25 protein-coding genes are annotated in these 24740 nt (G+C 67.7%); 5 read left to right on the top strand and 20 right to left on the bottom strand.

What is annotated here, in order from left to right; all coding sequences use genetic code 11:
- The 3 genes from KZC51_RS09955 (at window position 1) to KZC51_RS09945 (ending at window position 3082) form a co-directional block, all read left to right on the top strand.
- A complete protein-coding gene (locus tag KZC51_RS09955) occupies window positions 1–585 on the top strand; it encodes a hypothetical protein (RefSeq protein WP_247629823.1) in 585 nt (194 codons plus the stop codon).
- Between the two features lie 95 nt (window positions 586–680).
- Window positions 681–1370, top strand: coding sequence for a YcnI family copper-binding membrane protein (locus KZC51_RS09950; protein ID WP_247629822.1), 690 nt, complete (start codon window positions 681–683; stop codon window positions 1368–1370).
- 89 nt (window positions 1371–1459) lie between these two features.
- Entirely contained in the window at window positions 1460–3082 is a 1623-nt protein-coding gene (locus tag KZC51_RS09945) for a Mur ligase family protein (protein ID WP_247629821.1), read from the top strand.
- 7 nt (window positions 3083–3089) lie between these two features.
- Here KZC51_RS09945 and dxr read toward each other — a convergent pair whose 3' ends face one another.
- Together dxr and KZC51_RS09935 are read right to left on the bottom strand one after the other, a co-directional pair.
- Entirely contained in the window at window positions 3090–4175 is a 1086-nt protein-coding gene (dxr, locus tag KZC51_RS09940) for a 1-deoxy-D-xylulose-5-phosphate reductoisomerase (RefSeq protein ID WP_247629820.1), read from the bottom strand.
- Between the two features lie 37 nt (window positions 4176–4212).
- Entirely contained in the window at window positions 4213–5169 is a 957-nt protein-coding gene (locus tag KZC51_RS09935; RefSeq protein WP_247629819.1) for an FKBP-type peptidyl-prolyl cis-trans isomerase, read from the bottom strand.
- Window positions 5170–5292: 123 nt separating this feature from the next.
- Between KZC51_RS09935 and KZC51_RS09930 the strand changes: the two genes are divergently transcribed.
- A complete protein-coding gene (locus tag KZC51_RS09930) occupies window positions 5293–6072 on the top strand; it encodes a lysophospholipid acyltransferase family protein (RefSeq protein WP_247629818.1) in 780 nt (259 codons plus the stop codon).
- Window positions 6073–6103: 31 nt separating this feature from the next.
- Here the strand turns inward: KZC51_RS09930 and KZC51_RS09925 are convergent, their stop codons facing one another.
- Entirely contained in the window at window positions 6104–6601 is a 498-nt protein-coding gene (locus tag KZC51_RS09925; protein ID WP_247629817.1) for an OsmC family protein, read from the bottom strand.
- Between the two features lie 85 nt (window positions 6602–6686).
- Here KZC51_RS09925 and KZC51_RS09920 point away from each other — a divergent pair, with 85 nt between their 5' ends.
- Complete coding sequence (locus KZC51_RS09920) at window positions 6687–7682, top strand: asparaginase (protein ID WP_247629816.1); 996 nt, start codon at window positions 6687–6689, stop codon at window positions 7680–7682.
- Between the two features lie 27 nt (window positions 7683–7709).
- Here the strand turns inward: KZC51_RS09920 and KZC51_RS09915 are convergent, their stop codons facing one another.
- The 17 genes from KZC51_RS09915 to prmC all read right to left on the bottom strand — a co-directional run bounded on the left by KZC51_RS09915 (window position 7710) and on the right by prmC (window position 24660).
- Window positions 7710–10565 carry an FtsK/SpoIIIE domain-containing protein gene (locus tag KZC51_RS09915; RefSeq protein WP_247629815.1) on the bottom strand — a complete coding sequence of 952 codons (2856 nt, stop codon included), beginning with the start codon at window positions 10563–10565 and terminating at the stop codon, window positions 7710–7712.
- Window positions 10566–10622: 57 nt separating this feature from the next.
- Window positions 10623–11426: a PP2C family protein-serine/threonine phosphatase gene (locus tag KZC51_RS09910; RefSeq protein WP_247629814.1), complete on the bottom strand. Its 804-nt coding sequence runs from the start codon at window positions 11424–11426 to the stop codon at window positions 10623–10625.
- Window positions 11427–11505: 79 nt separating this feature from the next.
- Window positions 11506–12489 carry an aldo/keto reductase gene (locus tag KZC51_RS09905; RefSeq protein ID WP_247629813.1) on the bottom strand — a complete coding sequence of 328 codons (984 nt, stop codon included), beginning with the start codon at window positions 12487–12489 and terminating at the stop codon, window positions 11506–11508.
- A gap of 90 nt (window positions 12490–12579) precedes the next feature.
- Window positions 12580–13392, bottom strand: a complete 813-nt coding sequence (locus tag KZC51_RS09900) for a large exoprotein (RefSeq protein ID WP_247629812.1) — start codon at window positions 13390–13392, stop codon at window positions 12580–12582.
- A 126-nt stretch (window positions 13393–13518) separates the two neighbouring features.
- A complete protein-coding gene (locus KZC51_RS09895) occupies window positions 13519–14274 on the bottom strand; it encodes a YaaA family protein (protein WP_247629811.1) in 756 nt (251 codons plus the stop codon).
- 79 nt (window positions 14275–14353) lie between these two features.
- Window positions 14354–14614, bottom strand: coding sequence for a F0F1 ATP synthase subunit epsilon (locus tag KZC51_RS09890; protein WP_247629810.1), 261 nt, complete (start codon window positions 14612–14614; stop codon window positions 14354–14356).
- A gap of 2 nt (window positions 14615–14616) precedes the next feature.
- Window positions 14617–16071, bottom strand: a complete 1455-nt coding sequence (atpD, locus tag KZC51_RS09885; protein WP_247629809.1) for a F0F1 ATP synthase subunit beta — start codon at window positions 16069–16071, stop codon at window positions 14617–14619.
- A gap of 21 nt (window positions 16072–16092) precedes the next feature.
- The gene (locus tag KZC51_RS09880) at window positions 16093–16992 is read right to left on the bottom strand and encodes a F0F1 ATP synthase subunit gamma (protein WP_247629808.1); all 900 of its coding nucleotides are present in this window, start codon (window positions 16990–16992) and stop codon (window positions 16093–16095) included.
- 20 nt (window positions 16993–17012) lie between these two features.
- Window positions 17013–18653, bottom strand: coding sequence for a F0F1 ATP synthase subunit alpha (gene atpA / locus KZC51_RS09875; RefSeq protein ID WP_247629807.1), 1641 nt, complete (start codon window positions 18651–18653; stop codon window positions 17013–17015).
- 47 nt (window positions 18654–18700) lie between these two features.
- A complete protein-coding gene (locus KZC51_RS09870) occupies window positions 18701–19489 on the bottom strand; it encodes a F0F1 ATP synthase subunit delta (RefSeq protein WP_247629806.1) in 789 nt (262 codons plus the stop codon).
- Entirely contained in the window at window positions 19489–20046 is a 558-nt protein-coding gene (locus KZC51_RS09865) for a F0F1 ATP synthase subunit B (protein WP_247629805.1), read from the bottom strand. Before KZC51_RS09865 ends, KZC51_RS09870 begins: the two co-directional genes overlap by 1 nt.
- 27 nt (window positions 20047–20073) lie before the next feature.
- Window positions 20074–20310, bottom strand: a complete 237-nt coding sequence (gene atpE / locus KZC51_RS09860) for an ATP synthase F0 subunit C (protein ID WP_042541851.1) — start codon at window positions 20308–20310, stop codon at window positions 20074–20076.
- A 43-nt stretch (window positions 20311–20353) separates the two neighbouring features.
- Window positions 20354–21163 (bottom strand): F0F1 ATP synthase subunit A, encoded by an 810-nt coding sequence (gene atpB, locus KZC51_RS09855; protein WP_247630629.1) that lies wholly within the window; start codon window positions 21161–21163, stop codon window positions 20354–20356.
- A gap of 111 nt (window positions 21164–21274) precedes the next feature.
- Complete coding sequence (locus tag KZC51_RS09850) at window positions 21275–21847, bottom strand: Cg1360 family ATP-synthase-associated protein (RefSeq protein ID WP_247629804.1); 573 nt, start codon at window positions 21845–21847, stop codon at window positions 21275–21277.
- Entirely contained in the window at window positions 21847–23016 is a 1170-nt protein-coding gene (locus tag KZC51_RS09845) for an MraY family glycosyltransferase (protein WP_247629803.1), read from the bottom strand. The genes KZC51_RS09850 and KZC51_RS09845 overlap by 1 nt, the downstream gene beginning before the upstream one ends.
- On the bottom strand, window positions 23013–23747 hold the full coding sequence (locus KZC51_RS09840) for an L-threonylcarbamoyladenylate synthase (RefSeq protein WP_247629802.1): 735 nt from the start codon (window positions 23745–23747) through the stop codon (window positions 23013–23015). Before KZC51_RS09840 ends, KZC51_RS09845 begins: the two co-directional genes overlap by 4 nt.
- 52 nt (window positions 23748–23799) lie before the next feature.
- Window positions 23800–24660: a peptide chain release factor N(5)-glutamine methyltransferase gene (gene prmC / locus KZC51_RS09835; RefSeq protein WP_247629801.1), complete on the bottom strand. Its 861-nt coding sequence runs from the start codon at window positions 24658–24660 to the stop codon at window positions 23800–23802.
- Window positions 24661–24740 lie beyond the last annotated feature (80 nt).

Here is a 24740-nt window from a genome sequence, read left to right as displayed (position 1 = left end):
GTGACCTCCCGGCAGCTGCGACTGATGCGTGCCGTCGTCGTCTCCGCTGCGGCCACTCTGATCGCCGCCGTGTCGCACACGATCGGCGGCGGGGCAGCGCCACATCCGCTGCTCATCCTCGCCGTCTCGGCTCTGATCACCCCACTGTCTGCACTGGTGATCGGCGTGCGCCGCTCTCGGGTGCGAACCACCGCGACCGTGCTGTTCGCGCAGGCGGCATTCCATGTCGTGTTCCAGATGCTCGGTGCCCCGACCGTCGACGGAGCGATCGCGCCCCCTGGTCACGCGCATCATCTGGAGCTCTCGCAGCTCGGCGCGGTATCGGCTCTTCCGGCTCCGAGCCTCGCGATGCTCGGAGCACACGTCGTCGCCGCGGTCCTGACCCTGTTCCTGCTCTGGCACGCCGAGTCGCTGCTGCAGTCGATCGTCGACTGGGTGCAGACGCTCCTGCGACCGGTGCCGTCTCCCACACCGCCGGAACATCGCCGGCCGCCCCTCCTCGTCTCGACGCTCGTCGCCCTGACAGCCGCCGCCCTCACGGCCGGCGTCTCGCGGCGCGGCCCTCCTGCTCTCCTGCGCGGCTGATCGGCCGCACGAGCGGCGCCCTCGCTCCCGAGCGCGCCATCCCCGCGGAAGCGTGCCATCGGCGCGCCCGCCACACCTCTGCAGGAGAGAACCACATGTCCCGTTCCACCATGTCCCCCACCCCCGCGCGCTCGCACCGAGCCGCCCGTCTCGCGGCCGCCATCGCCGGAGGAGCTCTGCTGGCCGTCGCCGTGCCTGCGATGGCCAGCGCCCACGTCACCGTCAGTCCCGACGAACTCATCGCGGGAGATCACGGTGTGCTGACGTTCTCGTTCTCGCACGGCTGCGAGAACTCCCCCACGACCTCGCTGCGCATCACGATGCCCGAGGGGCTCGCCTCCGTGTCGCCGACGCTGGACGGAGACTGGACGATCGACGTGGAGCGTGGCGACGACGGCCTGGTCTCGGCGGTCACCTACACCGCCCTCTCGCCGGTTCCGACCGATCTCCGCGGTGCGGTCAGCATGGGCGTCGGCCTGGACGAGGAGTCCCCGGCATCGCTGGCGTTCCCCGTCGAGCAGCGGTGCGTCGACGGCGCGACCGAATGGACCCAGATCGCCGAGAACGGCGAAGACCCGCACAGCCTGGACGCGCCCGCTCCGGTGGTGACGGTGGACGCCGCGACCGGAAGCGGCCACGGCGATCACCCGGACGCTGCGGACGGCGAGTCTCCCGCCGCTCCCGCTGCGGAGAGCGCCGGGGGCACGATCCTGGGCGCCGGTGGCCTCGTGGCAGGCCTCGCTGCTCTGGTCGTGTCCGTCCTCGCCTACCGACGCAAGCCCTGACCACCCGGCACGTCTCCTCTCCGGTTCTGTCGGATGAGGGGACGTGCCGCACCGGGATCGCAGCGACGACATGAGATCATGGATGCGACATGTCGATTGAACAACAACCGAGCCTGCCTCCCGTGCTCCGCCCCGCGAACCCGCCCCGGCGTGAGCTGTCCGAACTCGTCTCCCGATTCGCACGCGAGGTACGCGGCGATACGACGGGGATCACCGTCACCGGCATCACCCTCGCCACGGCGGATCTCCGCGCCGGCGAGGCGTTCGTCGCGATCCAGGGCGTCAACCGCCATGGAGCCGACTTCGCCATCGCTGCAGCCGAGAAGGGCGCCGTCGCGATCATCACGGATGACGCGGGTGCCACGATAGCTCAGGACGCCGGGCTTCCGATCCTCGTCGTGGACGACCCGCGCGGAATCCTCGGAGATCTCAGCGCCTGGGTGTACGGCACCGGTGCCGACGATCCGCTGCCTTTGCTGTTCGCGACCACCGGCACGAACGGCAAGACGAGCGTCTCGCACCTGCTCGAAGGGATCCTCGACCAGATCGGGGTGGTCACCGGTCTCTCCTCGACAGCCGAGCGTCACATCGCGGGCGAGGTGATCGTATCGAGACTCACCACACCGGAGGCGTCTGAGTTCCACGCGCTCCTCGCGCTGATGCGCGAGCGGGATGTCGAGGCCGTCGCCGTCGAGGTGAGCGCCCAGGCGCTGTCTCGTCACCGCGTCGACGGCATGCACTTCGATGTGGCCGGATTCACGAACCTCAGCCACGACCACCTCGACGACTACGCCGACATGGAGGAGTACTTCGAGGCGAAGCTTCCCCTGTTCCGCCCAGATCGTTCCACGCGCGGCGTCATCTGCCTGGACTCCCCGTCCGGCGCGATCGTCGTGGACCGCGCCGAGATCCCCGTGGTGACCGTCGGCACCCCATCGATCGCCGCCGACCCTGCCGGTGCCGAGAAGGCCGACTGGGTCGTCGTGATCGACGACGAGCGCGCAGCAGGCACGACCTTCACGATGACCGGTCCGCTCGGCTCGCTCACCACGACGGTGCCCGTCATCGGACCGCACATGGCGGCCAACGCGGCCCTCGCGATCGTGATGCTGCTCGAGGGCGGATACGCCTGGGAGCGCATCACCGAGGCCCTCGAGCGCGACGGAGGCATCCGGGCGTACTTGCCTGGACGGACGCAGCTCGTCTCGGGCGACACCGGCCCCGCGGTCTTCGTGGACTTCGGTCACTCCCCCGACGCGTTCGAGAAGACTCTCGCCGCCGTGCGCCGCGTCACTCCCGGACGCGTGCTGATGCTGTTCGGAGCCGACGGCGACCGCGACGCGAGCAAGCGCTTCGACATGGCGCGCACCGCCGTGGAGGGCAGCGACATACTCGTCGTCACCGACCACCACCCCCGTTTCGAGGACCCGGAGTCGATCAGGGCGACGCTCATCGCCGGTGCGCGCACGGCACGCCCTGACGCAGAGATCCACGAGTACTCGCCGCCGGAGCGCGCGATCGTGGCGGCGGTGGGACTCGTCGGCGAGGGCGACGCGATCCTGTGGGCGGGCCCCGGGCATCAGGACTACCGCGACATCCGCGGCGTGCGCACACCGTACTCCGCCCGTGAGCTCGCCCGTCGCGCGCTGCGGGCAGCTGGGTGGCCCGTGCCGGAATCCCGCTGGCCCGTCCCCTATCCCGACCAGGACTGAGCGGCGCTCAGGCTCCGGCGACGATCAGCTGGTCGGCCTTCTGTCGCGCCCAGAGCTCGGCCGCAGCCAACGTCTCGACGGTGAGCGTGTCCGGGGGCTCGTGCGCATCGACCACCCGGGCGATCGTGTCGACGATCCCGAGGAATGTCAGACGCCCTTCATGGAACGCGTCGACGGCCTGCTCGTTCGCGGCATTGTAGACGGCGGGGAAGGTCGCCCCCGCGCGGCCGACGGCCTTCGCGAGCGCGACCGAGGGGAACGCCTCATTGTCGAGTGGTTCGAACGTCCAGGATGTCGCCGTCGTCCAGTCGAGCGGCCGGCCGACACCTCCGACGCGGTTCGGCCAGTCCAGGCCCAGCGAGATCGGCAGGCGCATGTCCGGCGGCGACGCCTGCGCGATGGTCGACCCGTCGATGAACTCGACCATGGAGTGGATCACCGACTGCGGGTGCACGACCACCTCGATGTCCTCGTAGGGGATGTCGAAGAGCAGATGGGCCTCGATGACCTCGAGCCCCTTGTTGACGAGGGTCGAGGAGTTCGTGGTGACCATACGGCCCATGTCCCAGGTCGGATGCGCCAGGGCCTCCGCGGGAGTGACCGACTCCATGTCCGCCCTGGAGCGCCCCCGGAACGGTCCGCCGGACGCCGTGACGACCAGGCGGCGCACCTCCTCGTGTCTGCCGCTGCGCAGCGCCTGCGCCAGCGCGGAGTGCTCGGAATCGACCGGCACGATCTGACCGGGGGCGGCCGCGGCCAGCACCAGCTGCCCGCCGACGATCAGGGATTCCTTGTTCGCCAGGGCCAGCGTGCGACCGGCTTTCAGAGCAGCCAGTGTGGAGCCGAGCCCGATCGAGCCCGTGATCGCGTTGAGCACGACGTCCGCCTCGACGTCGCGCACGAGCTGTTCGGCCTCCGCAGCCCCGAGCGCTGTGCTCTCGACGCCGAACTGTTCCGCCTGCTCGTCGAGCATCTGGCGGTTGCTTCCCGCGGCGAGGCCGACGAGTTCGAAGCGACGGGGGTTCGCTCGGATGACGTCGAGCGCCTGTGTGCCTATGGAGCCGGTGGAGCCGAGGACGATGATTCGACGCATGCCGCCAGCCTATGGCACGTCCTCGGCTCCGCTCCCGCTACTGCTGGACGGGTGTCGTGGCGAGGATGTCGACCACGAACACGAGGCTCTCCTTCTGGAGCTCGTGACCCTCGGTGGCTCCGTAGCCGTCCGACGGGGGCATCACGACGATCACCTGCGAGCCGACCTTCTGGCCTTCGAGCGCGAGGCGGAAGCCGGTCACGACGCCGCTGGTCTGGAACTGCGAGGGGGTCGCGTCACGGCTCCAGCTGGAGTCGAACTCCTTACCGTCGGACCACTTGACGCCGCGGTACTGCACCACGACGAGGTCACCAGCGCCGACCGTCGCGCCGTCACCCTGTTTGAGCACGGCGACCTCGGTCTTCGCGGGCGCGTCGCCCTTGGGGATCGTGATGGTGGGAGCGCCGTCATCGTCGAGCTTCACCGTCGGGAACCCGGGAGTCGGGTCGACCGGGGTGCCGGTGGCGACCTCGGGAAGCTGCTCGACTGCTTCGGCATACACGATGACGTTGCTCGCCCCCTCGCCGAGAACGCTGCCCGGGAGCGTCAGCACGACCTGAGAGCCGACCGGCTCGCACTCGAGTGCCGCGACGAACAGCGACGACTGGTTCGTGTCGAGCAGGACGGGAAGCAGTCCGCCTTCGCCACGAGCTGAGGAGTCCAGCACCTCGCCCGATTTCGCGTCGACGATCTGGTACTGCACAGAGACCAGATCGCCGACGCCGATGTCTTCGCCCTTGCCCTCCGCCACGATCGTGCGCTCGACACCTGCGAACGGGGCATCGGACGGGACCGTCACCTTGGCGTCCGCACCCTCACCGTCGACGACGACGGCATTGGAGGTATCGCCGGCCTGGGCGTCGAGAGCGCAGCTGCTCGATGCCGTGGGCTCGGGCGTGCTCGAGCTCTCGGGCGAGGACGTGCCGGAGCATCCTGCCAGCAGAAGGGTCGCCGCAGCGACGGTGGACAGGACGATGAGCGGACGCTTGCGCACAGTGAGACCTCTGGATCGCGATCGGGACACTCCATCCTCCCCTATTCCCCTTTGCTCGCGCTGGGAGACGCGGCGCGATTCTTCATTCCAGCGAAGGCATGAATCCCGGAGTAACCTGCTCTGATGACCTCTGAGCAGTCCGTCGAGCCCGAATCCTCGTCAGAAGAGACTGCAAAGCCTCGTCACGCCGGATTCACCTATCGGCTCGGACGCAGCCTGATCACGCCGCTGGCACGCCTTGTGTACCGACCGCGCATCGAAGGCCGTGACAACGTGCCGCCCACCGGCCCCGTGATCTTCGCAAGCAATCACCTCTCGTTCATCGACTCGATCGCGATCCCTGTGGCTGCTCCGCGTCCCGTGCATTTCCTCGCGAAGTCGAGCTACTTCGAGGGCACCGGCTTTCGCGGATGGATGAGCAAGACCTTCTTCGAGTCGATCGGAGCCATTCCGGTGCGGCGCGGCGCTGGTCAGGCCGCACTCGACGCGCTCGATCTGCAACGCCAGCTCCTCGATGAAGGTTTGACGGTGGCGCTGTATCCCGAGGGCACCCGCTCCACAGACGGACGCCTCTACAAAGGGCGCACCGGTGTCGCCTTCCTCGCGCTGCAGACCGGTGCGCCGGTCGTCCCGGTGGGCCTCATCGGCACCGACAAGGTGATGCCGGTCGGCGCGAAGATGCCGACGCTGAAGGAGCGCATCACTGTGCGGTTCGGCGAGCCGCTCGATCTCTCGCCGCACGGTCCGGCGACCAGCGGACGGGCTCGGCGCCTCGCGACCGACGAGATCATGGCAGCGATCCACGCGCTCTCCGGTCAGGAGCTCGCCGGCGCCTACAACGAGGCGCCTGCGCAGGGAACGATCGAGAAGATCATCCAGGCGCTCCCGCACGAGCGCCGCTGACCCAAGCAGATGGCTGAATCCGGTGCGGCGCTCAGGCCCGCGCTGTCACGGTCGCCTCGTGACGCACCGGGAAGTTCATCGAGTTCGCGATGAAGCACCACTCGTTCGCCTGCGTGTGCGCGCGCTCCGCCGCCTCGATCATCGACGCCTCCGCAACGACGACCTCGGGTCGCAGCATCACCTCCACGAAGGCACCCCCGCCTGCTCCGTTCTCGCGCATGAGCCCGGTCGCGCGGTCGAGATACGACACCACCACGACACCCGCGGTGACGCAGGCGTGCAGATACGAGAGCAGATGGCACTCCGAGAGCGACGCGAGCAGCAGATCTTCCGGGTTCCATCTGGCGGGATCCCCTCGGAACGGCTTGTCTGCCGAGGCCAACAGCTCGGGCTTCCCGTGTACCTCGATCGTCACATCACGCCGGTAGTCGCGATACCCGCTGGTGCCCGACCCGCTGTTCCCCGTCCACGTGGACGTGAGGGCGTAGTGGTGGTCGCCGAGGGTGAGAGAGGTGGAGTGTGCAGCCATGCGCCCAGTCTGCCATCGGCACAAGACCCCGGGCGCACACGTGCATCGGCCTGGTCGCGGGGGTGGCCGACGGTAGGCTGGTTCGGTGCTGGAGACTCTCACCGTTCAGGAATCCGTCGAGCTCGCCGTCGTCGAACGCAGCGGCTTCATCGAGTCACGCCACGCGGGCGCGGCCATCGTCCTCTCCGCAGACGGCGAGGTGATCGCCCGCCACGGCAATGCCGACGCGCTGATCCTCCCGCGCTCCATCCTCAAGCCGCTGCAGGCCGTCGCCTGCATCACGGCCGGCGCCGTGTTGGAGGGCGAGCAGCTCGCTCTCTCGACGGCCAGCCATACCGGAACCGATCGACACGCGAGCACGGTGCGCGACATGCTCACCGAAGGCGGTCTCACCGAGGACGACCTCGGCTGCCCGCCCGCATGGCCGAGCGACACCGCCACCCGCGACGAGATGGTGCGCGAGCATGGCCAGCCCGCACGCGTTCGGATGAACTGCTCTGGCAAGCACGCCGCGATGCTGCGCGCCTGTGTCGCTACCGGCTGGGCGACAGACGACTACCTCGCCGTGACCCACCCCTTGCAGGCGCACATCCGCGAGGTGATCGAGCGGCTGACCGGCGAGAAGGTCGCTCACACGGCCATCGACGGATGCGGCGCTCCCGTGTATGCGTTGACGCTCACCGGCCTCACCCGCTCCATCCACCGCATCGGCACCGCGTCCGACCGCTCCCCGTTCGCCTTGCACCGAGTGGCCGGGTCCCTGGTGCGTGCCGTGCGCGAGAACCCGTGGACCATCGAAGGGCCGAGCCGCCCTGACACTGTCGCCATCGAGAAGCTCGGCGTGTTCGCCAAGGGTGGCGCCGAAGGCGTGATGGTGATGGTCGCACCGGACGGCACGACCGTCGGACTCAAGATGCTCGACGGCGCCTCACGTGCATCCACGATCGTCGCTGCGACTCTCCTCGCCCGCGCCGGCGCCGTCAGCGAGGCCGACGTCGCTGCCCTGGCCGCTGCCCTTCCGCTCTCTGTGCGCGGCGGTGGTGCGGAGGTCGGCGTCATCCGCCCCGGCGCCGGGATCTGACCCACTCGCCCGCGCGGCACCTCTCGCTCACAGCCCGCTCGTGCCAGCCTCCCGGTCTGCACGTCTCTGTCTCCGCGTGAGCTGTGCCGTCGCCGGCCCCGACGTCTCATCAGCCGTCTCGTCCGCCGCCTGACCCACGGTCTGTCTGTTCGTGGGGGCGAACGAGGGGAGGATGACCCGGCGCACGGCTTCCTCCCCTCGCACCGACCATGCCCTGCCCGAACGTGCGTGCGCATACGGGGGTAGGTCACGCAGGCCGGCCAACTGCCGCAGCTCCACCGGGTGCTCGGCGCGGAACAACACCTCACCCTCCGCGCGCCGCTGTCGCCACACCGACGGATTCCGCTGCCAGGTCTCCGCATCGGCCACCAGGATGGCGCCGCTCCTCTCCGCGCGCACGCCCGGCTCGAGCAGGAGGACATCATGTTCGGGATAGTCGGCCTGGAGACGCTCGACGACACGTACGGGAGCCGCGCTCACGACGGCGGAGCCTTGTTCTCCCGGACGCCACCGAGGGGTGGTCGATACCGATGCCACGGGTGCGACGGCGTCGACCCAGGCGAGCTGCACTTCGCGATCGTCGATGCGCGCACGCCCCGGTGGACGGTCTCTGCGGAACCCCGATGCCTCTCCCCCGGCGGCCAGATGCTCCACCCGACTCGTCATCCGCAGCAGCGCACGTCGCGGCAGCGCCTCCAGCAGGCGTCCGACTCCACCGGCGACACGCGTCGCCGTGATCACGAACATCGTCTCGTGTGCGGTTCCCAGAAGCTGTTCCACCCGGTTCAGCCACTCGTGCGCGTACTCGGGAGGCCACGCGCCCGCGAGCCGATCGAGGTCATCACACAGGACGACGCTCGGCAGCGCGACCGATCCGTCCCGCCACGAACTGATGACGTCCCACGCGGCCTCCAGGTCCCCGGGCATCCACACCGCCTGCGGATGCTGCGCGGCCAGCAGCCGCAGCACCGACGTCCGCCCCGATGCCGCTGCGCCGAGGATCGCAAGTCCACGATCGATCCCCGGACGCAGTGATTCCAGTGGCTGTGACTGCTGCTCAGGCACATCGGCTCGTCCGAGGACGAGTGCATCGGTGAGGGCGACAGCCTCCGGCCGCAGCTCGTCGAGAGGAAGCAGCGCAGGAAGCGCGGGTCTCCAGGGGCTACGCGGTCGCGTGGCAGTCCGCCAGTCGCTCGCGACGCGACTCACATCCGCCGCCGCTGCGCGTGCCATACGGACGATCTGCGGCCCGAGGTCCTGCGGTCGGCGCACGAAACCCAGACCCCGAGACTCGGCGCCACCGGGAAGCTCAGCCGCATCCGTCGTGCCAATCACGAGCCGGCTGTCGGCAGCGTCGGCGACGCGCAAGCTGAGCCGCAGAGGACAGTTCGCGGCCAGGGCGTCTCGAACGACCCCGGACGCGCGTTGAGTGCCCAGGATCAGATGCATGCCGAGCGCGCGACCGCGTGCGGCAACGTCGGTGAAGACCTGGCCGAGGTCGGGATGCTCCTGTATCAGAGCGGCGAACTCGTCGATCACGATCACCAGTCGCGGCATCGAGATCTCACCGGCATCGCGTGCTCCCGCGGCGGCGAGCACGGACTCGCGCCGACGGATCTCCGCCGTCAGGCTGGACACGCCACGACGCGCGCCCTCCTGATCGAGATCGGTGATCACTGCTGCGACCTGGCGCAGCTCCCGCAACGGCTCGAACGCTGTGCCGCCCTTGAAGTCCGCGAGCACGAACGACACTCGATCAGGGCCGTGCGCGGTCGCCATGGCGGTCACCCAGGTCACCAGCAGCTCGCTCTTGCCCGTACCCGTCGTGCCTGTCACGATCGCATGAGGACCGTCCGTCACGATGTCGATCACGACGTCCTCTTGTGCGGAGCGGCCGATCACGGCGGGCAGCCCCGTCTCACCGCGTCCCTGCTCAAGGTCGTGGAGTGCCACGAACGCAGGGACGCCGCAGGAGTCTTCGATGTCCTCCCCGCTGTCATGGCCGAGCTGAACGACCTGATCGACAGAGAGTGCCTCCAGCGAGATGTCGTGCGATCCCTCGGGTGTGCGGACCATCGCACGGCTCGGTTCGGTGACATCGATGACGGTAGTGATCCCCTCCGGGACTTCGGCGCCCGGCGGCACCGCCCAGACCGCGGCATCGAGGGGCACCCGTGCGTCCCCCGCCATGAGGAATCCAAGACGAAGCCCACCGCGTCGCGCAGACCGGGCGTGGGGCAGCGCTGAGAGGCCGTTCTCTTCAAGATGATCGCCGAGCAGCACGAGCTGCGCCGGGCTGAAGCGGAGACAGAGCTGTGCCACGAGGGCACGAGCAACCGCGGCGCTCTGCGGTGCGCATCCGCGAACACAGATCCCCGCACCGAGCTTCACCCGCACCGGGGCCTCCGTGAGGATCCCGCACCTCCTCTGGAACTCCCGCGCCCGTTGGCCTGTACCTCCGCTGCACCGAACGGCGCTCGGAACGGGTCCGCTCCCGATCACGACTTCCGTTGCGATACCAGGCGCATCCGTCCCCCGCAGGGGTGGCTGCGCGAGACACCGGGCGACATCGGGATGGCGGTGCCACAGAGCGGCGCGCTCCGCCTGCTGCCGCGACGAGAGGTCTTCCTCCGCAGATGCCCACACGGCAGCCGACTCCGCCTCATCTCTGCGCCGGTCTCGCCGCCGGATACGGGCGGCGTCGAAGGCAGACGCGGCGAGCATCAGCGGACCGAGTGCAGCGAAGCAGAGGGCGTACAGCGATCCGGAGACCAGCCACAACACGACACCTGCGGCGACAGGGATGATCGCCGCGGCGAACGGCAAGGGAGCACGCCGGACAGAGGCAGGCGCGGAAGGGAGCACGATCGGTGGAGCATCCATGCCCTCATTCGACCGCGTCAATCACCTCGGATCCCGATCTTCCACAATGCTGAAGGGCTATTCGGCAGTGTCGGCGACTGTGGAGGAAGACTCGTCGGGGTCACCGACCTGCACGATGATGAGCGTCACGTTGTCACGACCGCCGTTCTCGAGCGCAGCGGCGAGCATGGCATCGACAGCCGGCCCCGGCTCCGCGTTCTTGCGGAGGAAGTGCTGGATGCCGTAGTCGGTGAGCTCCTTGGTGAGCCCGTCCGAGCAGATCACGAAACGGTCTCCGGCTCGGACATCGATCGTCGTGTAATCCGGGGCGGCCAACTCGCTCGCACCGACTGCGCGCGTGATCACGTTGCTGTACGGATGTCCCTCGGCCTCTTCCGGGCTCAGTTTGCCCGCGGTGATCAGTTCCTGCACGACCGAGTGGTCGGTGGTGACCTGGATCAGCCGGTCGTCGCGGAGCAGATACACGCGCGAGTCGCCGATGTTGAGCGCGACCCACCGCGGCTCATCGTCAGCGAGATCGAGGAAGACCCCGGTGAGCGTGGTCCCCGTGCCCTCATCCGTCGTCTCCGGATGCTCGGCGATGTCGGCCACCGCTCGCTCGAGCGCGGACTCGATGGCCGGACGCGTCACCGGACCGTCCGATACCACGGCCTGCAGCCGGGAGACGGTGCTCTGGCTGGCGATTTCGCCACCCGCGTGTCCACCCATTCCATCCGCGACGATGAACAGCGGAAAGTCCGCGAGGAACGCATCCTGATTGTTGTCCCGACGGCGCCCTTGATCGGTGACCCCCGCCCACGAGAGCAGCAGACGGCGCTGCGCAACCGTGACGCTGCGCGTCGTCGTCGTCGTCTCAGCCACGTGCTGCCTCCGATGGATCTGCGACCAGTCGGGCGGTCGCAGCATACTCACACATCGTAGTGGAACTCCCGTGCCGCACTCATACCCGGGCGCCCGGGTCCTCCGGCAGCGGGAAGAGCCGATCGATCGCCGCGAGCTCGTCGGCGTCGGGTCGCCAGGCCTCCCCTGCCTGCGCATTCGCCTCGATCTGCGCGGCGGACGTGGCGCCGGCGATCACGCTCGAGACCAGCGGATTCGCGAGCAGCCATCCGAACGCCGCCTGCAGCATGGTGATGTCGCGGTCGGCGCAGAAGGTGCGGAACTCCTCGATGGCGTCCCAGGGCGCCATCTCCCAGACGTGACGGCGGCTCGACATGATCCGACTCTCGGCAGGCCCGCCATCGCGGGTGAACTTGCCCGTGAGGAGACCGTTGTGCAGCGGGAAGAAGGGGAAGAAGCCGAGGCCATACCGCTCCACCGCGGGCAGTACTTCGCGCTCGGCGGCGCGCGCCAGCAAGGAGTAGTGGTTCTGTGCGGAGATGAATCGTCCTGTCGAGCGCTGGCGAGAGACGAACTCGGCTTCGGCGATCTGCCAGCCTGTGAAGTTGGAGTGGCCGTAGTAGCGGATCTTCCCCTCCCTGACCAGTTCGTCCAGCGCGTCGGTCGTCTCGGCGATCGGCGTCTCGGGGTCCGGCAGATGCAGCTGGTAGAGGTCGATCCAGTCGGTACGCAGCCGGCGCAAGGACTCCTCGACCGCACGGCGCACGTAGCGACGGGAACCACGCCCTGCCGGGAAGTCGTAGCCCATGTCGCGCTCGTGGCCGAACTTCGTCGCGAGCACGATGCGATCGCGGCGGCCCTCCAGCGCTTCGCCCATCAGCAGCTCGCTCGTCCCGGCCTCGGCACCGTACATGTCGGCGGTGTCGAGCAATGTGATGCCGTTCGCGATCGCTGCATCGATCACCTCACGGGTACCGGTGAGCGTCTCCGTGGCGGTACCCGCGCGGCCGAAATTGTTGCAGCCGAGGCCGGTGGGAGACACGAGGAGACCGGAGGCGCCCACACGGCGCTGCGACATGACCATGACGTCCACGTTAGTCGAGGCCGGCGTCTGTCATCCGATGCACAACGCGGAGAGCCCCCGACTGTAGTCGGGGGCTCTCTGTCACGTCTCTCAGGCCGGAGGCTGAGTGGGGTCTGCCGGCGGCGTGGTCGGAGCAGCCGGCGGCGCTGCGGGCGGAGCTGGCGGCGTGGTCGGAGCAGCCGGCGGCGCTGCGGGCGGAGCCGGCGGCGTGGAAGGCGAGGCCGGCGGCACCGGAGCTCCGGTCGACGGCGCAGCGGGCGCCGCGTATCCGGGCTGCGCCGGGGGTGCGTACCCCTGCGGAGCGGGCGGTGCGTACCCCTGCGGAGCGGGCGGTGCGTACCCCTGCGGAGCGGGCGGTGCGTAGCCCTGCGGCGCTGCGCCATAGCCCTGCGGAGCAGCGCCAGAAGGCTGAACGGGGATACCGTCCCAGACCGTGCGGTCGCCGAGGAAGCCGTTCGAAGCCCAGGAAGCCGGGACGATGTTCGGGTTCCAGCGCGACTTGTCGAAGGCGTTGATACCGAGCCACACGATCGCGAGGAAGAAGTACAGCACGACCCAGACGGCGTCCTTCTGCAGCTTCAGCCCGATGCGCCAGGCGGCCAGAAGCGACAGCACGGCGAGAGCGATCGAGAAGATCGCGCCGATGCCGATCCAAGACAACAGGATCGTGCCGCCGAGGCCGTACAGCACGAGCCACGGGCTCAGGTCGCCGAGCTTGAAGAAGATCATCGTGTTGTAGACGGGCACCCACGCACGCCACTTGCCCTGCACGCCTGCCTTGTCGAAGATCTTCATGAGGAACAGCGATCCGAGCACGTAGCCGGCGATGCCGACGATGAAGCTGATGAGCACGATGATGCCGATGAACGCGGCAGCCCCTGCGTCGTAGTAGTAAGAGTCCATGATCCCCTCCGGATGGGAATGAGCGAGCGCTCTCCGCGCCGAGACACAACAATATCGGTCGCTCTGTCAGCGGGCAACGACCTACACGGGGAGAACTCCCCATGTGACGAAGGCTGCCGCCGCGCGTCACTCCGAGACGACGAGCTCCAGAGTGCCGGGATCGGCACCGTCGCGGAGCACGATCCCGCGTCTCTCCGCCCATCTGCGCAGCGACCGGAGCGAACCCAGCGTCGGGCGTGTCTCGGCGAGCTGGCGCACGAGGAGCCCCTTGGATTTCTTGTTGAAGTGGTTGAGCGCGCGCGGTCCGCCGTCGTCGTCGGTGACGACACGCACGTACGCCGAGGGGAGGTGATCGCGGACCGGCCCGAGCGCGACATACGCCTCACTGCGCAGATCGAGCACGAATGCAGGTGCATCCTCCACAATCGCGTCGGTTGTCGCATCCGCCCAGTGCCGGCGCAACGGCGCGACTCCGGGAAGCGACGTACCGGCCGCGAGCCGATACGCGGGGATCGGATCCAACGCACCGACGGGGCCGAACGGCGCGCTGTGGATCCAGACGTGCGCGTCCAGCCACCGACGAGACGCGGACGACAGCGTGGCGGCGTCCAACGCATCGAAGAGCACGCCGGTGTAGCGGTCGACAGCAGGCATGGTCGCCGCGTGCCGCAGCGTGCGATTGTGCTCGATGTCGCCCAGCTGTCGGGCGCTGAGCTTCAGCACCGAACGCGCAGCTTCTTCGTCGGCAGAGAGATCGACCAGCGCATCGATGACGGCGGAGCGCTCGGCGTGCAGGCCGGGAAGTGCGAGCGCCTCCAGGTCCAGGGGGGAACCCGAACCACCCGGTCGTTTGGTCTCGGACGGTGGAAGCAGGATCTTCATGAAGCCTCGATACAGACAGACGCGTCCGCCTCAGGTCCCGGTGATGGGAGCCCAAGGCGGACGCGTCGAGGTGAACTACTCAGGCGATGAGGGCCGCGTTGCCGGCAACGATCGTCAGGGTGTCGCCCTCCATGGAGAGGAACCCATCCTGCGCGTTGGCCAGCACCTTGGTGCCATCCGTCTGGGTGATCCGGACCTGGCCTTCGGCGAGGATGGCCAGCACCGGCTCGTGGCCGGACATGAAGCCGATCTCACCCTCGACGGTCTTTGCGACCACGAGGCTCGCCTCTCCCGTCCAGACCTCCGCGTCGGCGGAGACGAGGCTGACGTTGAGCGCCATCGTCAGCCGTTCTCCTTCTGGATCTTCGCCCACTGCTCTTCGACGTCAGAGATGCCTCCGACGTTGAAGAAGGCCTGCTCGGCCACGTGGTCGAAGTCACCGCGGGCGATGGCATCGAACGACTCGATGGTCTCCTTGAGCGGGACGGTCGACCCCTCCACGCCGGTGAACTTCTTCGCCATGTAGGTGTTCTGCGAGAGGAACTGCTGGATGCGACGCGCACGCGACACGACGATCTTGTCCTCTTCGGAGAGCTCATCGACGCCGAGGATCGCGATGATCTCCTGCAGCTCCTTGTTCTTCTGGAGGATCTGCTTGACGGTAGTGGCGACGCGGTAGTGGTCCTCACCCAAGTACCGGGGGTCCATGATCCGCGACGTGGAGGTCAGCGGGTCGATGGCCGGGTACAGACCCTTCGACGCGATCTCACGAGAGAGCTCGGTCGTGGCGTCGAGGTGGGCGAAGGTGGTCGCCGGAGCCGGGTCGGTGTAGTCGTCGGCGGGCACGTAGATCGCCTGCAGCGAGGTGATCGAGTGGCCACGGGTCGAGGTGATGCGCTCCTGGAGGAGCCCCATCTCGTCGGCCAGGTTGGGCTGGTAGCCCACCGCGGACGGCATGCGGCCGAGCAGCGTGGAGACCTCAGAACCAGCCTGCGTGAAGCGGAAGATGTTGTCGATGAAGAGCAGCACGTCCTGCTTCTGCACGTCACGGAAGTACTCCGCCATCGTCAGAGCAGACAGGGCGACGCGCAGACGCGTTCCCGGCGGCTCGTCCATCTGGCCGAACACGAGGGCCGTCTTGTCGAAGACACCCGCCTCTTCCATCTCGTGGATCAGGTCGTTGCCCTCACGGGTACGCTCGCCGACACCGGCGAACACCGACACACCACCGTGGTCCTGCGCGACGCGCTGGATCATCTCCTGGATGAGGACCGTCTTTCCGACACCGGCTCCACCGAACAGACCGATCTTTCCACCGAGCACGTACGGCGTCAGGAGGTCGATCGACTTGATGCCGGTCTCGAACATGGTGGTCTTCGACTCGAGCTGGTCGAAGTTCGGAGCCTTGCGGTGGATCGGCCAGCGCTCGGTGACCTCGATGGTCTCGCCGGGCTCGAGGTTGAGCACCTCGCCGATCACGTTGAAGACCTTGCCCTTGGTGACGTCACCGACGGGGACCGAGATGGCCTCACCGGTGTCGCGAACCTCCTGGCCGCGGACGATGCCGTCGGTCGGCTTCAGGGCGATGGCGCGAACGAGGTCGTCACCGAGGTGCTGCGCGACTTCGAGCGTGATCTCGACGGAAGAGTCGCCGATCACGATCGTCGTCTTCAGCGCGTTGTAGATGTCGGGGATCGAGTCGTGCGGGAACTCGATGTCGACAACCGGACCGTTGACGCGTGCGACGCGCCCGACGACCGCGGTCGCCGGCTGGTCAGCCGTAGCGGTGGGGGTCATTTTCGTCTCTCTCCTGATGGTCTATTTGCTCGATGAGAGCGCGTCGGCGCCGCCGACGATCTCTGCGATCTGCTGCGTGATCTCCGCCTGGCGCGCGTTGTTGCGCAGACGGGTGTAGTCGGTGATGAGCTTGTCGGCGTTGTCGCTGGCCGACTTCATCGCCTTCTGCGTCGCAGCCTGCTTGGCGGCAGACGACTGCAGGAGTGCGTTGAAGACGCGGCTCTGGATGTACACCGGCAGGATCGCGTCCAGCACGGTCTCGGCATCCGGCTCGAATTCGTAGAGCGGGTAGATGGTGTTCCCCGCTTCCGACTCGTCGGCTTCCGTGATCTCCAGCGGGAGCAGACGCACCGATTCCGGCGTCTGCGTCATCATGCTGACGAAACGGTTGTACACGAGGTGGATCTCGTCCACGCCACCCTCGACGCCACCGCGAGAGAAGTCCTCGAGAAGCTTCTGCGAGATCTCCTCTGCCGTGTGGAACGACGGGGTGTCGGTGTCTCCGGTCCACTCCGCGGCCGCCTGGATGCGACGGAACTGGAAGTAGCCGACGGCCTTGCGACCGATGAGGTAGAACACCGGCTCCTTGCCCTGCTCGCGCAGGAGCTCCGCCACCTCGAGACCCTCACGGAGGATCTGCGAGTTGAAGGCTCCGGCGAGACCGCGATCCGAGGAGAAGATCACGACCGCAGAACGGTGGATCGTCTCGGGCTCGCGGGTGAGCGGGTGGTCGACGTTCGAGTGCGTCGCGACGGCAGATACGGCCCTCGTCACGGCTCGCGCGAAGGGGCTGGACGCCTTGACGCGTGCCATCGCCTTCTGGATGCGCGAAGCCGCGATGAGTTCCATCGCCTTCGTGATCTTCTTGGTCGTCTGAGCAGAAGAGATCTTCTGCTTGTAGACCCTGAGTTGAGCGCCCATGAGTTCAGTTCCTCACGCGATTACGCGCGACGGCCCTTGACGATCTTCTCCTGGTTGACGTCGTCCGCCTCCGCAGCCGCGTGCTCCTCGTGGCCGGGAGCACCGATGCTGGTGCCCTTGCCACCCTGGAACTCCAGGATGAAAGCGTCGGTGTGCTTGTCGAGCTCTGCGACCGTGTCGTCATCGAGGACGTTGGTCTCGCGCAGGGTGTCGAGCACCGAGGTGTTGCGACGCAGGTAGTCCAGGAGCTCGCGCTCGAAGCGCAGGACGTCCGAGACCTCGATCGTGTCGAGCTTGCCCTTGGTTCCGGCCCAGATCGAGACGACCTGCTCCTCGACGGGGTAGGGCGAGTACTGCGGCTGCTTGAGCAGCTCGGTCAGACGCGCACCACGTGAGAGCTGACGGCGCGACGCCTGGTCGAGGTCGGATGCGAACATCGCGAACGCCTCGAGCGAGCGGTACTGAGCCAGCTCGAGCTTCAACGTACCCGATACCTTCTTGATCGACTTGACCTGTGCGTCACCACCGACTCGCGACACCGAGATACCCACGTCGACCGCCGGACGCTGGTTGGCGTTGAAGAGGTCGGACTGCAGGAAGATCTGGCCGTCGGTGATCGAGATCACGTTGGTCGGGATGTACGCCGAGACGTCGTTGGCCTTGGTCTCGATGATCGGGAGACCCGTCATCGAGCCGGCGCCGAGCTCGTCGGACAGCTTCGCGCAACGCTCCAGCAGACGGGAGTGCAGGTAGAAGACGTCACCCGGGTAGGCCTCGCGGCCCGGCGGACGACGCAGGAGCAGCGACACGGCGCGGTAGGCCTCAGCCTGCTTCGACAGGTCGTCGAAGATGATGAGGACGTGCTTGCCGCCGTACATCCAGTGCTGGCCGATGGCCGAACCGGTGTAGGGCGCGAGGTACTTGAAACCGGCGGGGTCGGATGCCGGAGCGGCCACGATCGTGGTGTACTCCAGGGCACCGGCCTCTTCGAGCGCGCCCTTCACCGAAGCGATGGTCGAGCCCTTCTGGCCGATGGCGACGTAGATGCAGCGGACCTGCTTGTTGACGTCGCCGGACTCCCAGTTGTCCTTCTGATTGATGATCGTGTCGATCGCGATCGCCGTCTTACCGGTCTGGCGGTCGCCGATGATCAGCTGACGCTGGCCACGGCCGACCGGGATCATCGCGTCGATGGCCTTGATGCCGGTCTGCATCGGCTCGTGGACCGACTTGCGCTGCATGACGCCGGGCGCCTGCAGCTCGAGCTCGCGGCTTCCCTCGGTCGCGATCGAGCCGAGGCCGTCGATCGGGTTGCCGAGCGGGTCGACGACGCGACCCAGGTAGCCGTCGCCGACGGGGACCGAGAGGACCTCACCCGTGCGGGTGACTTCCTGACCGGCCTCGACGCCGGTGAAGTCACCGAGGACGACGACACCGATCTGGTTCTGGTCGAGGCTCAGCGCGAGGCCCTTGGTGCCGTCGCCGAAGGTCACGAGCTCGTTGGCCATGACGCCGGGCAGGCCCTCGACATGCGCGATTCCATCCGCGGCGTCGATGACGGTGCCGACCTCGGTCGCCGCTGCCCCGGTGGGCTCGTAGGCGGCGGCGAAGTCCTTCAGCGCGTCACGGATGACGTCGGGGCTGATCGATAGTTCTGCCATTGTCTTCCCTTTGTATCTGGGTGCGCGGTTCCCCGCGCGAAGTCGTGTTAGCCCGCGAGCTTCTGGCGAAGGTCGGCGAGTCGAGCGGAGATGCTGCCGTCGATGACGTCATCGGCGATCTGCACGCGCAGGCCTCCGAGAACGGCAGGGTCGATGACGACGTTGAGCGAGACCTTGCCGTCGTACCGACGCGAGAGCGCATCGCTGAGACGGGTGCGCTGAGCTTCGTTCAGCTCGGAAGCCGTGTGGACCGTCGCGACGACTCGACCGTGCTGGCTCGAGACGATGCGCATGGCGCGGTTGAGCAGCTGGCGGATGCGACGATCGCGCGGCTGACGCACGAGCGACGACACGATCAGTGCCGCGGGGGCGCTGACGGAGCCGGTCAGCAGACGCTCGACGAGCTCGACCTTGGCCGCTCCTCCCCCGAGGCGGCTGCCCAGGGCGAGTTCGAGCTCCGAGTTCGCGGCGATGACGCGGGAGAAGCCGAAGAGCTCCGCCTCGATGTCGGCGCCGCTGTCGGAGATCGCCGCTGCGCGGATCGCGAGCTCCTCGATGCCGTCGACGAGCTCGCTCGCGTCGGACCAGCGCTCGGAGACGACGGCCTTCAGCACGTCTCGCGTGATCTGCGAGAAGTCGCCGAAGACCGAGGCGACGACGTTCTGCCGTGCCTCGGCCGGAGCCGAGGCGTCAGCAAGCGCGCCGCTCAGATGCGACGATTCGCCCACGGCATGCGCCGCGGCGAAGAGCTCCCGCGAGGTGTCGAGGGTCACGCCGGATGCCGCGGCAAGCGCCTGAACGGATGCCGCAAGCGCCTGAGTGGTCGCGCTGCCCATTACTGGGCCGCCTTCTCGGATGCTTCGAGGTCGGCGAGGAAGCGGTCGACCACAGCCGTCGCACGTGCGTCATCGGACAGCGTCTCCCCGACCACGCCACCGGCGAGGTCGATGGCGAGCGTTCCGACCTCGCTGCGGAGCGAGACGAGAGCGGTCTGACGCTCGGCCTCGATCTGCGTGTGCGCGGTGGCGGTGATACGGGCAGCTTCGCTGCTCGCGGCTTCCTTGGCCTCGGCGACGATCTTCTTGCCATCCTCACGGGCGGCCTCACGGATCTCACCGGCTTCGGTGCGTGCCTCGGCCAGCTGACGCGTGTACTCCTCGAGCGCGGCCTCGGCCTGCTTCTGAGCCTCGTCAGCCTTGGCGATGTTCCCCTCGATGGCGGCGGACCGCTCGTCGAGCATCTTCGTCAGCTTGGGAAGGGCGACCTTCCAGACGACGAGGAGAATGATGAGGAACCACAGGCCAGACCAGATGATGTCGTACCACGCGGGGAGAAGCGGGTTGTTGGCCGCCTCACCCTCAGCCGCGAGGTTCGTGACAAGAGCGTTGAGCATCCTGTCTCCTTCTGAAGTCGGTGTGGATTACGGGAAGGGGATGAATCCGACGGCGATGCCGACGAATGCAAGCGCCTCGGTGAAGGCGATACCGATCCACATGAGGACCTGAAGACGACCGGCCAGCTCGGGCTGACGGGCGACGCCCTCGATGGTCTTGCCGACGACGATGCCCACACCGATGGCCGGACCGATGGCAGCGAGGCCGTAGCCGACCGATGCGAGGTGACCGTTGATGTCTGCGAGAACCGTAGTTGCGTCCACGGGGTTTTTCCTTTCGTTGGGTGGGTGGCTTTCGCCGACCCGCTCAGTGCTCTTCTGCGACCGCGAGCTGGATGTAGACCGCGGTGAGGACGGTGAAGACGTATGCCTGGAGAACCGTGACCAGGATCTCGAACAGCGTGAAGGCGCCGCCGAAGGCCAGGGTTCCGATGCCGAGCGCCGCCCATCCCCCACCAGCGGTGAAGAAGAAGAACTGGGTGGCTGCGAAGCACAGCACCAGGATCATGTGTCCGACCACGAGGTTCATCAGCAGTCGCAGGGTCAGCGTGACCGGGCGGATGATGAAGGTCGAGATCAGCTCGATCGGCGTGACGATGATGTACACCGGCCACGGCACGCCCGAGGGGAACAGCGCGTTCTTGAAGAAGTTCTTGGGGCTCTTCTTGATACCGGCGTAGATGAAGGTCACGTAGCTGACGAGGGCCAGCGTGAGCGGGACGGCGATGATCGCGGTACCCGGCATGTTCAGGAACGGGATGATTCCGGTGACGTTCATGAAGAGGACCATGAAGAAGATGGTCGTCAGGATCGGCAGGAAGCGATCGCCGTCCTTGCGTCCGAGCAGGTCGTGCGCGATGTTGGTGCGGACGAATCCGAGACCCATCTCGACGAGGCTCTGGCCACGACCGGGGATCATCTTCATGCGGCGCGTGCCGAGCCAGAGGATGAGGACCACAGCGATGACCGAGAGCAGCTGGATCAGGTGGATCCGGTTGACCGGGATCACGCCGAACAGATTGAAGAGCGTTTCCGGGAAGAATTCGTCGATCGACGGACCGTGGAACTCACCATCAGAGGCGAGTCGTGGGGTCAGGGTCGCAGCAAGATTAAACAGCGCGGGCTCCAGCTTCGGGGCACCGGTCAGAACCGGGGCGACGATGGTCGGTGTGCTTCACTGCGCAAGCGCTCGCGAGAGAGCGGCGGGCACATGTCAACACTATCAGAGTCAGATGGTGCGCGAGTCCGCTGGGCCCTCGTCTACAGGCTTCTCCGGCACGATGTGGTGCCGTCCGGGAGCACGGTCCTCCGGCACCTCGGTGGGCAGGGACACGCCCGGGGCGCGATCCTCGGGGACCTCGGTGGGCAGGGTCGCGTCGCTGACGTTCGGGAGGCGCATCTTCGTGAGAACCAGCACGTCGATCACGAGCGACATGATGACACCGGCGACGATCGAGAGGAAGAACACCATGGGGTGGATCCACGGCTGACCGCTCAGCACGATCATCACCACGACGAAGACACCGAGCTTGAGGAGCCAGCCGCCGAGCACGATCGCGAAGAACAGCTGCACGTACAGCGGGTCACCGAACCAGCGGTTCGCGATCAGGATGCTGATGCCGGTGATCGCGAGGAAGAGCATCGCGAGAAGCACGCCGAGGAGTCCGCTCACCAGCCCCTCGACACTGCCGACCAGGAAGCCGACCACTCCGGCCACCACGGCGAGGATCACCGTCGCGACGGCGGACCACATCAGAGTGCGGCGCAGGATCGGATTGCTGGACACGGGGTTCGGGCTCATCAGGACTCCAGGGATGTCGGGTCGGGCTCTGGTGCCGTCGCCGGCTTCTTGGGGCGGGAGGGCATGAGGGTGATCAGCAGGCAGGCGACGATGCCCACCACGCCGAAACCGACGCCGGGAAGATACTGGCCGGGCCAGTCCTCGCGCGCGCCGACGTACATGAGCAGCACCGCGAGAGAGATCACGGCCGACCATGCGTAGAAGATGAGGACCGCGTCGCGGTCGCGGTGCCCGAGGTCGAGCATCCGGTGGTGCAGGTGCTTGCGATCAGGCGAGAACGGTGAGCGTCCGGCACTCATCCGGCGCAGCACCGCGAGCCCGAAATCCAGCAGCGGCAGCAGCACGACCAGCAGCGGCAGCAGGATCGGCAGGAAGGCGCCGACCAGCTGGGAGCGACCGAGACGCTCAGGGTCGAGCGAAGAAGGATCCATCTGCCCGGTGATCGAGATCGCGGAGGTGGCCATCAGCAGACCGATGACGAGCGCACCGGAATCCCCCATGAAGAGCTTCGCCGGACTCCAGTTCAAAGGCAGGAACCCGAGGCACGCACCGATCAGCACGGCGGCGATGAACGTCGAGAGGTTGAAGTTGCTGGAGGCGCCGGAGTCGCGGGTGAAGATGTAGGAGTAGGCGAAGAAGACGCCGTTCGAGATCAGGCAGACACCGGCGACGAGCCCGTCGAGGCCGTCGATGAAGTTGACCGCGTTCATCACGATCACGATCGCGAACATGGTGATCGTGATGCTCAGCCAGCTCGAGACGACGATCAGGTCACCGAAGGGCAGGGACAGGATCTGCAGTCCCCCACCCACGGTGATGATGCCTGCCGCCAGGAACTGCGCGCCGAGCTTGATCATCCAATCGATGTCCCAGAGATCGTCCACGACCCCGATGACGGCGATCAGCAGCGCGGCGGCGAGGATCGACCATATCGTCTGCGGCGGCGTCCAGATGCTCTGGAAGAACGGGTTGAGCGCGGAGAATCCGAAGGCGGCCACGATGCCCAGGAAGATCGCGACGCCGCCGAGACGCGGCGTGGGGGTGGTGTGCACATCGCGCTCACGGATACCCGGATAGAGCTTGTACCGCAGGCTCAACCGCCAGACCGCCCAGGTCAGTGTGAACGTGATCGCGGCGGTGAGGAGGATCGTGAAGAGATACTGCTTCACGAATTCTCGTCCTGGTGCTCCTCCTGCGCGGGATCGGCCGGCTGCTCCGGCTGATCCTCCGATTCGAGCAGGTCGCCGAGCACCTCGTGCAGCTGCTCGCGGGTGACCGCGCCATGACGCAGGATCCGTACGACGGCGCCCGCGTCGTCCGCGCTGCGGCGCACGAGGGAGGTGGCGTCCACGATGGTCGAGGCGATGGCGTCCTTGCTGAGCCCATCGGCCAGGTAGACCGCGACGCTGTCGCCCAGCATCTTCTCGGCATCCAGGGCCGAGATCGCGGCATCGTGGCCCGTGAGGTTCGCACTCGACACCGCGAGCGGTCCGGTCTCGGCGAGCAGTTCGAGCGCTACGCGCCCTTCCGGCATGCGCACGGCCACGGTCCCCATGGTCTCCCCCAGGTCCCACACGAGCGAGGGCTGCGCGGGGAGGACGATGGTCAGCCCCCCGGGCCAGAACGCGTCGACCAGTCGCTGCACCGGCTCCGGGACCGACTCCGCGAGGGCCGCGAGCGTGTCGACGGAACCGATCAGCACGGGCGGCGGCTGATCGCGTCCTCTCCCCTTCGCGTCGAGCAGACGCTGCACCGCGGAGGGCGAGAATGCGTCGGCCGCGACGCCGTACACGGTGTCGGTGGGCATGACGATGAGCTCGCCGCGGCCGATGGCCTGGCGTGCGTGCCGCATTCCGGCAAGCAGCTGCGCCTCGTCGTGGCAGTCGAAGATGGAGGACATGACGGTTCGATTCTATCCGGGGACGGCAGGACGGACGCTCGGAGAGTCCTGATCAGGCGCGCACGGCGGTGGTGGCGCGATCGCGGAGCGTCAGATCGCGGTGGGTCGCGGCGGCGCGCCAGCCGTCGGCGGTGAGGATCTCGCGGATCGCCGCTCCCTGCAGCTCGCCGTGCTCGATCACCAGAAGACCGCCGGGACGGAGCAGCGCAGCCGCTCTCGTGCTCAGCACCCGCACGAGGTCGAGACCGTCAGACCCGCCGTAGAGTGCCATCGCCGGGTCGAACAGCCGGACCTCGGGATCACGCGGGAGCGCGTCGTCCGGCACGTACGGAGGGTTGGAGATCACGACGGATGCAGTGCCGTCGAGCTCGGGGAACGCGTCCACCATGTCCGCGAGCACCAGGGAGAGGTTCTCCACGCCGCTCGTGTTGCGGCTCGCCCAGACGTGTGCTTCGGGAGACAGCTCCGCGGCGAAGATCCGCGCGTGCGGGACCTCCGTCGCCATCGCCAGCGCGATCGCTCCGCTCCCCGCGCCGAGGTCGATGCCGATCGGCGCGGGCTCCGGAGAGTTCAGCAGCGCGTCGATCGCGAACTGCGCGACGGTCTCTGTCTCGGGCCGTGGGACGAACACGCCGGGCCCGACCTGCAGCTCGAGGTGCCGGAACGGCGCGGTCCCCGTGAGGTGCTGGAGCGGCTCCCTGCCGGCACGACGCGCCACGAGCGCGTGGATCCGCTCCGCGTCCGTCGTATCCACCGCATCACCGCGGATCAGGGCGGCCTGCACCTCGCCACGGCGGAGACCGAGCACGTGACCGGCGAGGAGTTCAGCGTCGACCAGCGGATCGGAGACGCCGGCGTCGGCAAGGCGCTGCGCCGCGCCGCGGACGAGTGCGGCGAGAGTGTTCTCGGACATGGCTTCCAGCGTAGAGCGCCGGAAGGTGTCACAATGCCTCCCCCTCATCCGACCTCGAATAGGCTGGTGCCGCACTGACC

Origin of the sequence: Microbacterium croceum, assembly GCF_023091245.1 — a bacterium.
GTDB classification, from domain to species: Bacteria; Actinomycetota; Actinomycetes; order Actinomycetales; family Microbacteriaceae; genus Microbacterium; species Microbacterium croceum.
Note: the sequence above shows the minus strand (reverse complement) of the source record. Positions and strands in the feature narration are given on the sequence as shown.

Coding starts and splice junctions, on each gene's coding strand:
- KZC51_RS09950 (WP_247629822.1), top strand. CDS start 681: ATGTCCCGTTCCACCATGTCCCCCACCCCCGCGCGCTCGCACCGAGCC.
- KZC51_RS09945 (WP_247629821.1), top strand. CDS start 1,460: ATGTCGATTGAACAACAACCGAGCCTGCCTCCCGTGCTCCGCCCCGCG.
- dxr (WP_247629820.1), bottom strand. CDS start 4,175: ATGCGTCGAATCATCGTCCTCGGCTCCACCGGCTCCATAGGCACACAG.
- KZC51_RS09930 (WP_247629818.1), top strand. CDS start 5,293: ATGACCTCTGAGCAGTCCGTCGAGCCCGAATCCTCGTCAGAAGAGACT.
- KZC51_RS09925 (WP_247629817.1), bottom strand. CDS start 6,601: ATGGCTGCACACTCCACCTCTCTCACCCTCGGCGACCACCACTACGCC.
- KZC51_RS09915 (WP_247629815.1), bottom strand. CDS start 10,565: ATGGATGCTCCACCGATCGTGCTCCCTTCCGCGCCTGCCTCTGTCCGG.
- KZC51_RS09905 (WP_247629813.1), bottom strand. CDS start 12,489: ATGGTCATGTCGCAGCGCCGTGTGGGCGCCTCCGGTCTCCTCGTGTCT.
- KZC51_RS09900 (WP_247629812.1), bottom strand. CDS start 13,392: ATGGACTCTTACTACTACGACGCAGGGGCTGCCGCGTTCATCGGCATC.
- KZC51_RS09895 (WP_247629811.1), bottom strand. CDS start 14,274: ATGAAGATCCTGCTTCCACCGTCCGAGACCAAACGACCGGGTGGTTCG.
- KZC51_RS09890 (WP_247629810.1), bottom strand. CDS start 14,614: ATGGCGCTCAACGTCAGCCTCGTCTCCGCCGACGCGGAGGTCTGGACG.
- atpD (WP_247629809.1), bottom strand. CDS start 16,071: ATGACCCCCACCGCTACGGCTGACCAGCCGGCGACCGCGGTCGTCGGG.
- KZC51_RS09880 (WP_247629808.1), bottom strand. CDS start 16,992: ATGGGCGCTCAACTCAGGGTCTACAAGCAGAAGATCTCTTCTGCTCAG.
- atpA (WP_247629807.1), bottom strand. CDS start 18,653: ATGGCAGAACTATCGATCAGCCCCGACGTCATCCGTGACGCGCTGAAG.
- KZC51_RS09870 (WP_247629806.1), bottom strand. CDS start 19,489: ATGGGCAGCGCGACCACTCAGGCGCTTGCGGCATCCGTTCAGGCGCTT.
- KZC51_RS09865 (WP_247629805.1), bottom strand. CDS start 20,046: ATGCTCAACGCTCTTGTCACGAACCTCGCGGCTGAGGGTGAGGCGGCC.
- KZC51_RS09850 (WP_247629804.1), bottom strand. CDS start 21,847: ATGAGCCCGAACCCCGTGTCCAGCAATCCGATCCTGCGCCGCACTCTG.
- KZC51_RS09840 (WP_247629802.1), bottom strand. CDS start 23,747: ATGTCCTCCATCTTCGACTGCCACGACGAGGCGCAGCTGCTTGCCGGA.
- prmC (WP_247629801.1), bottom strand. CDS start 24,660: ATGTCCGAGAACACTCTCGCCGCACTCGTCCGCGGCGCGGCGCAGCGC.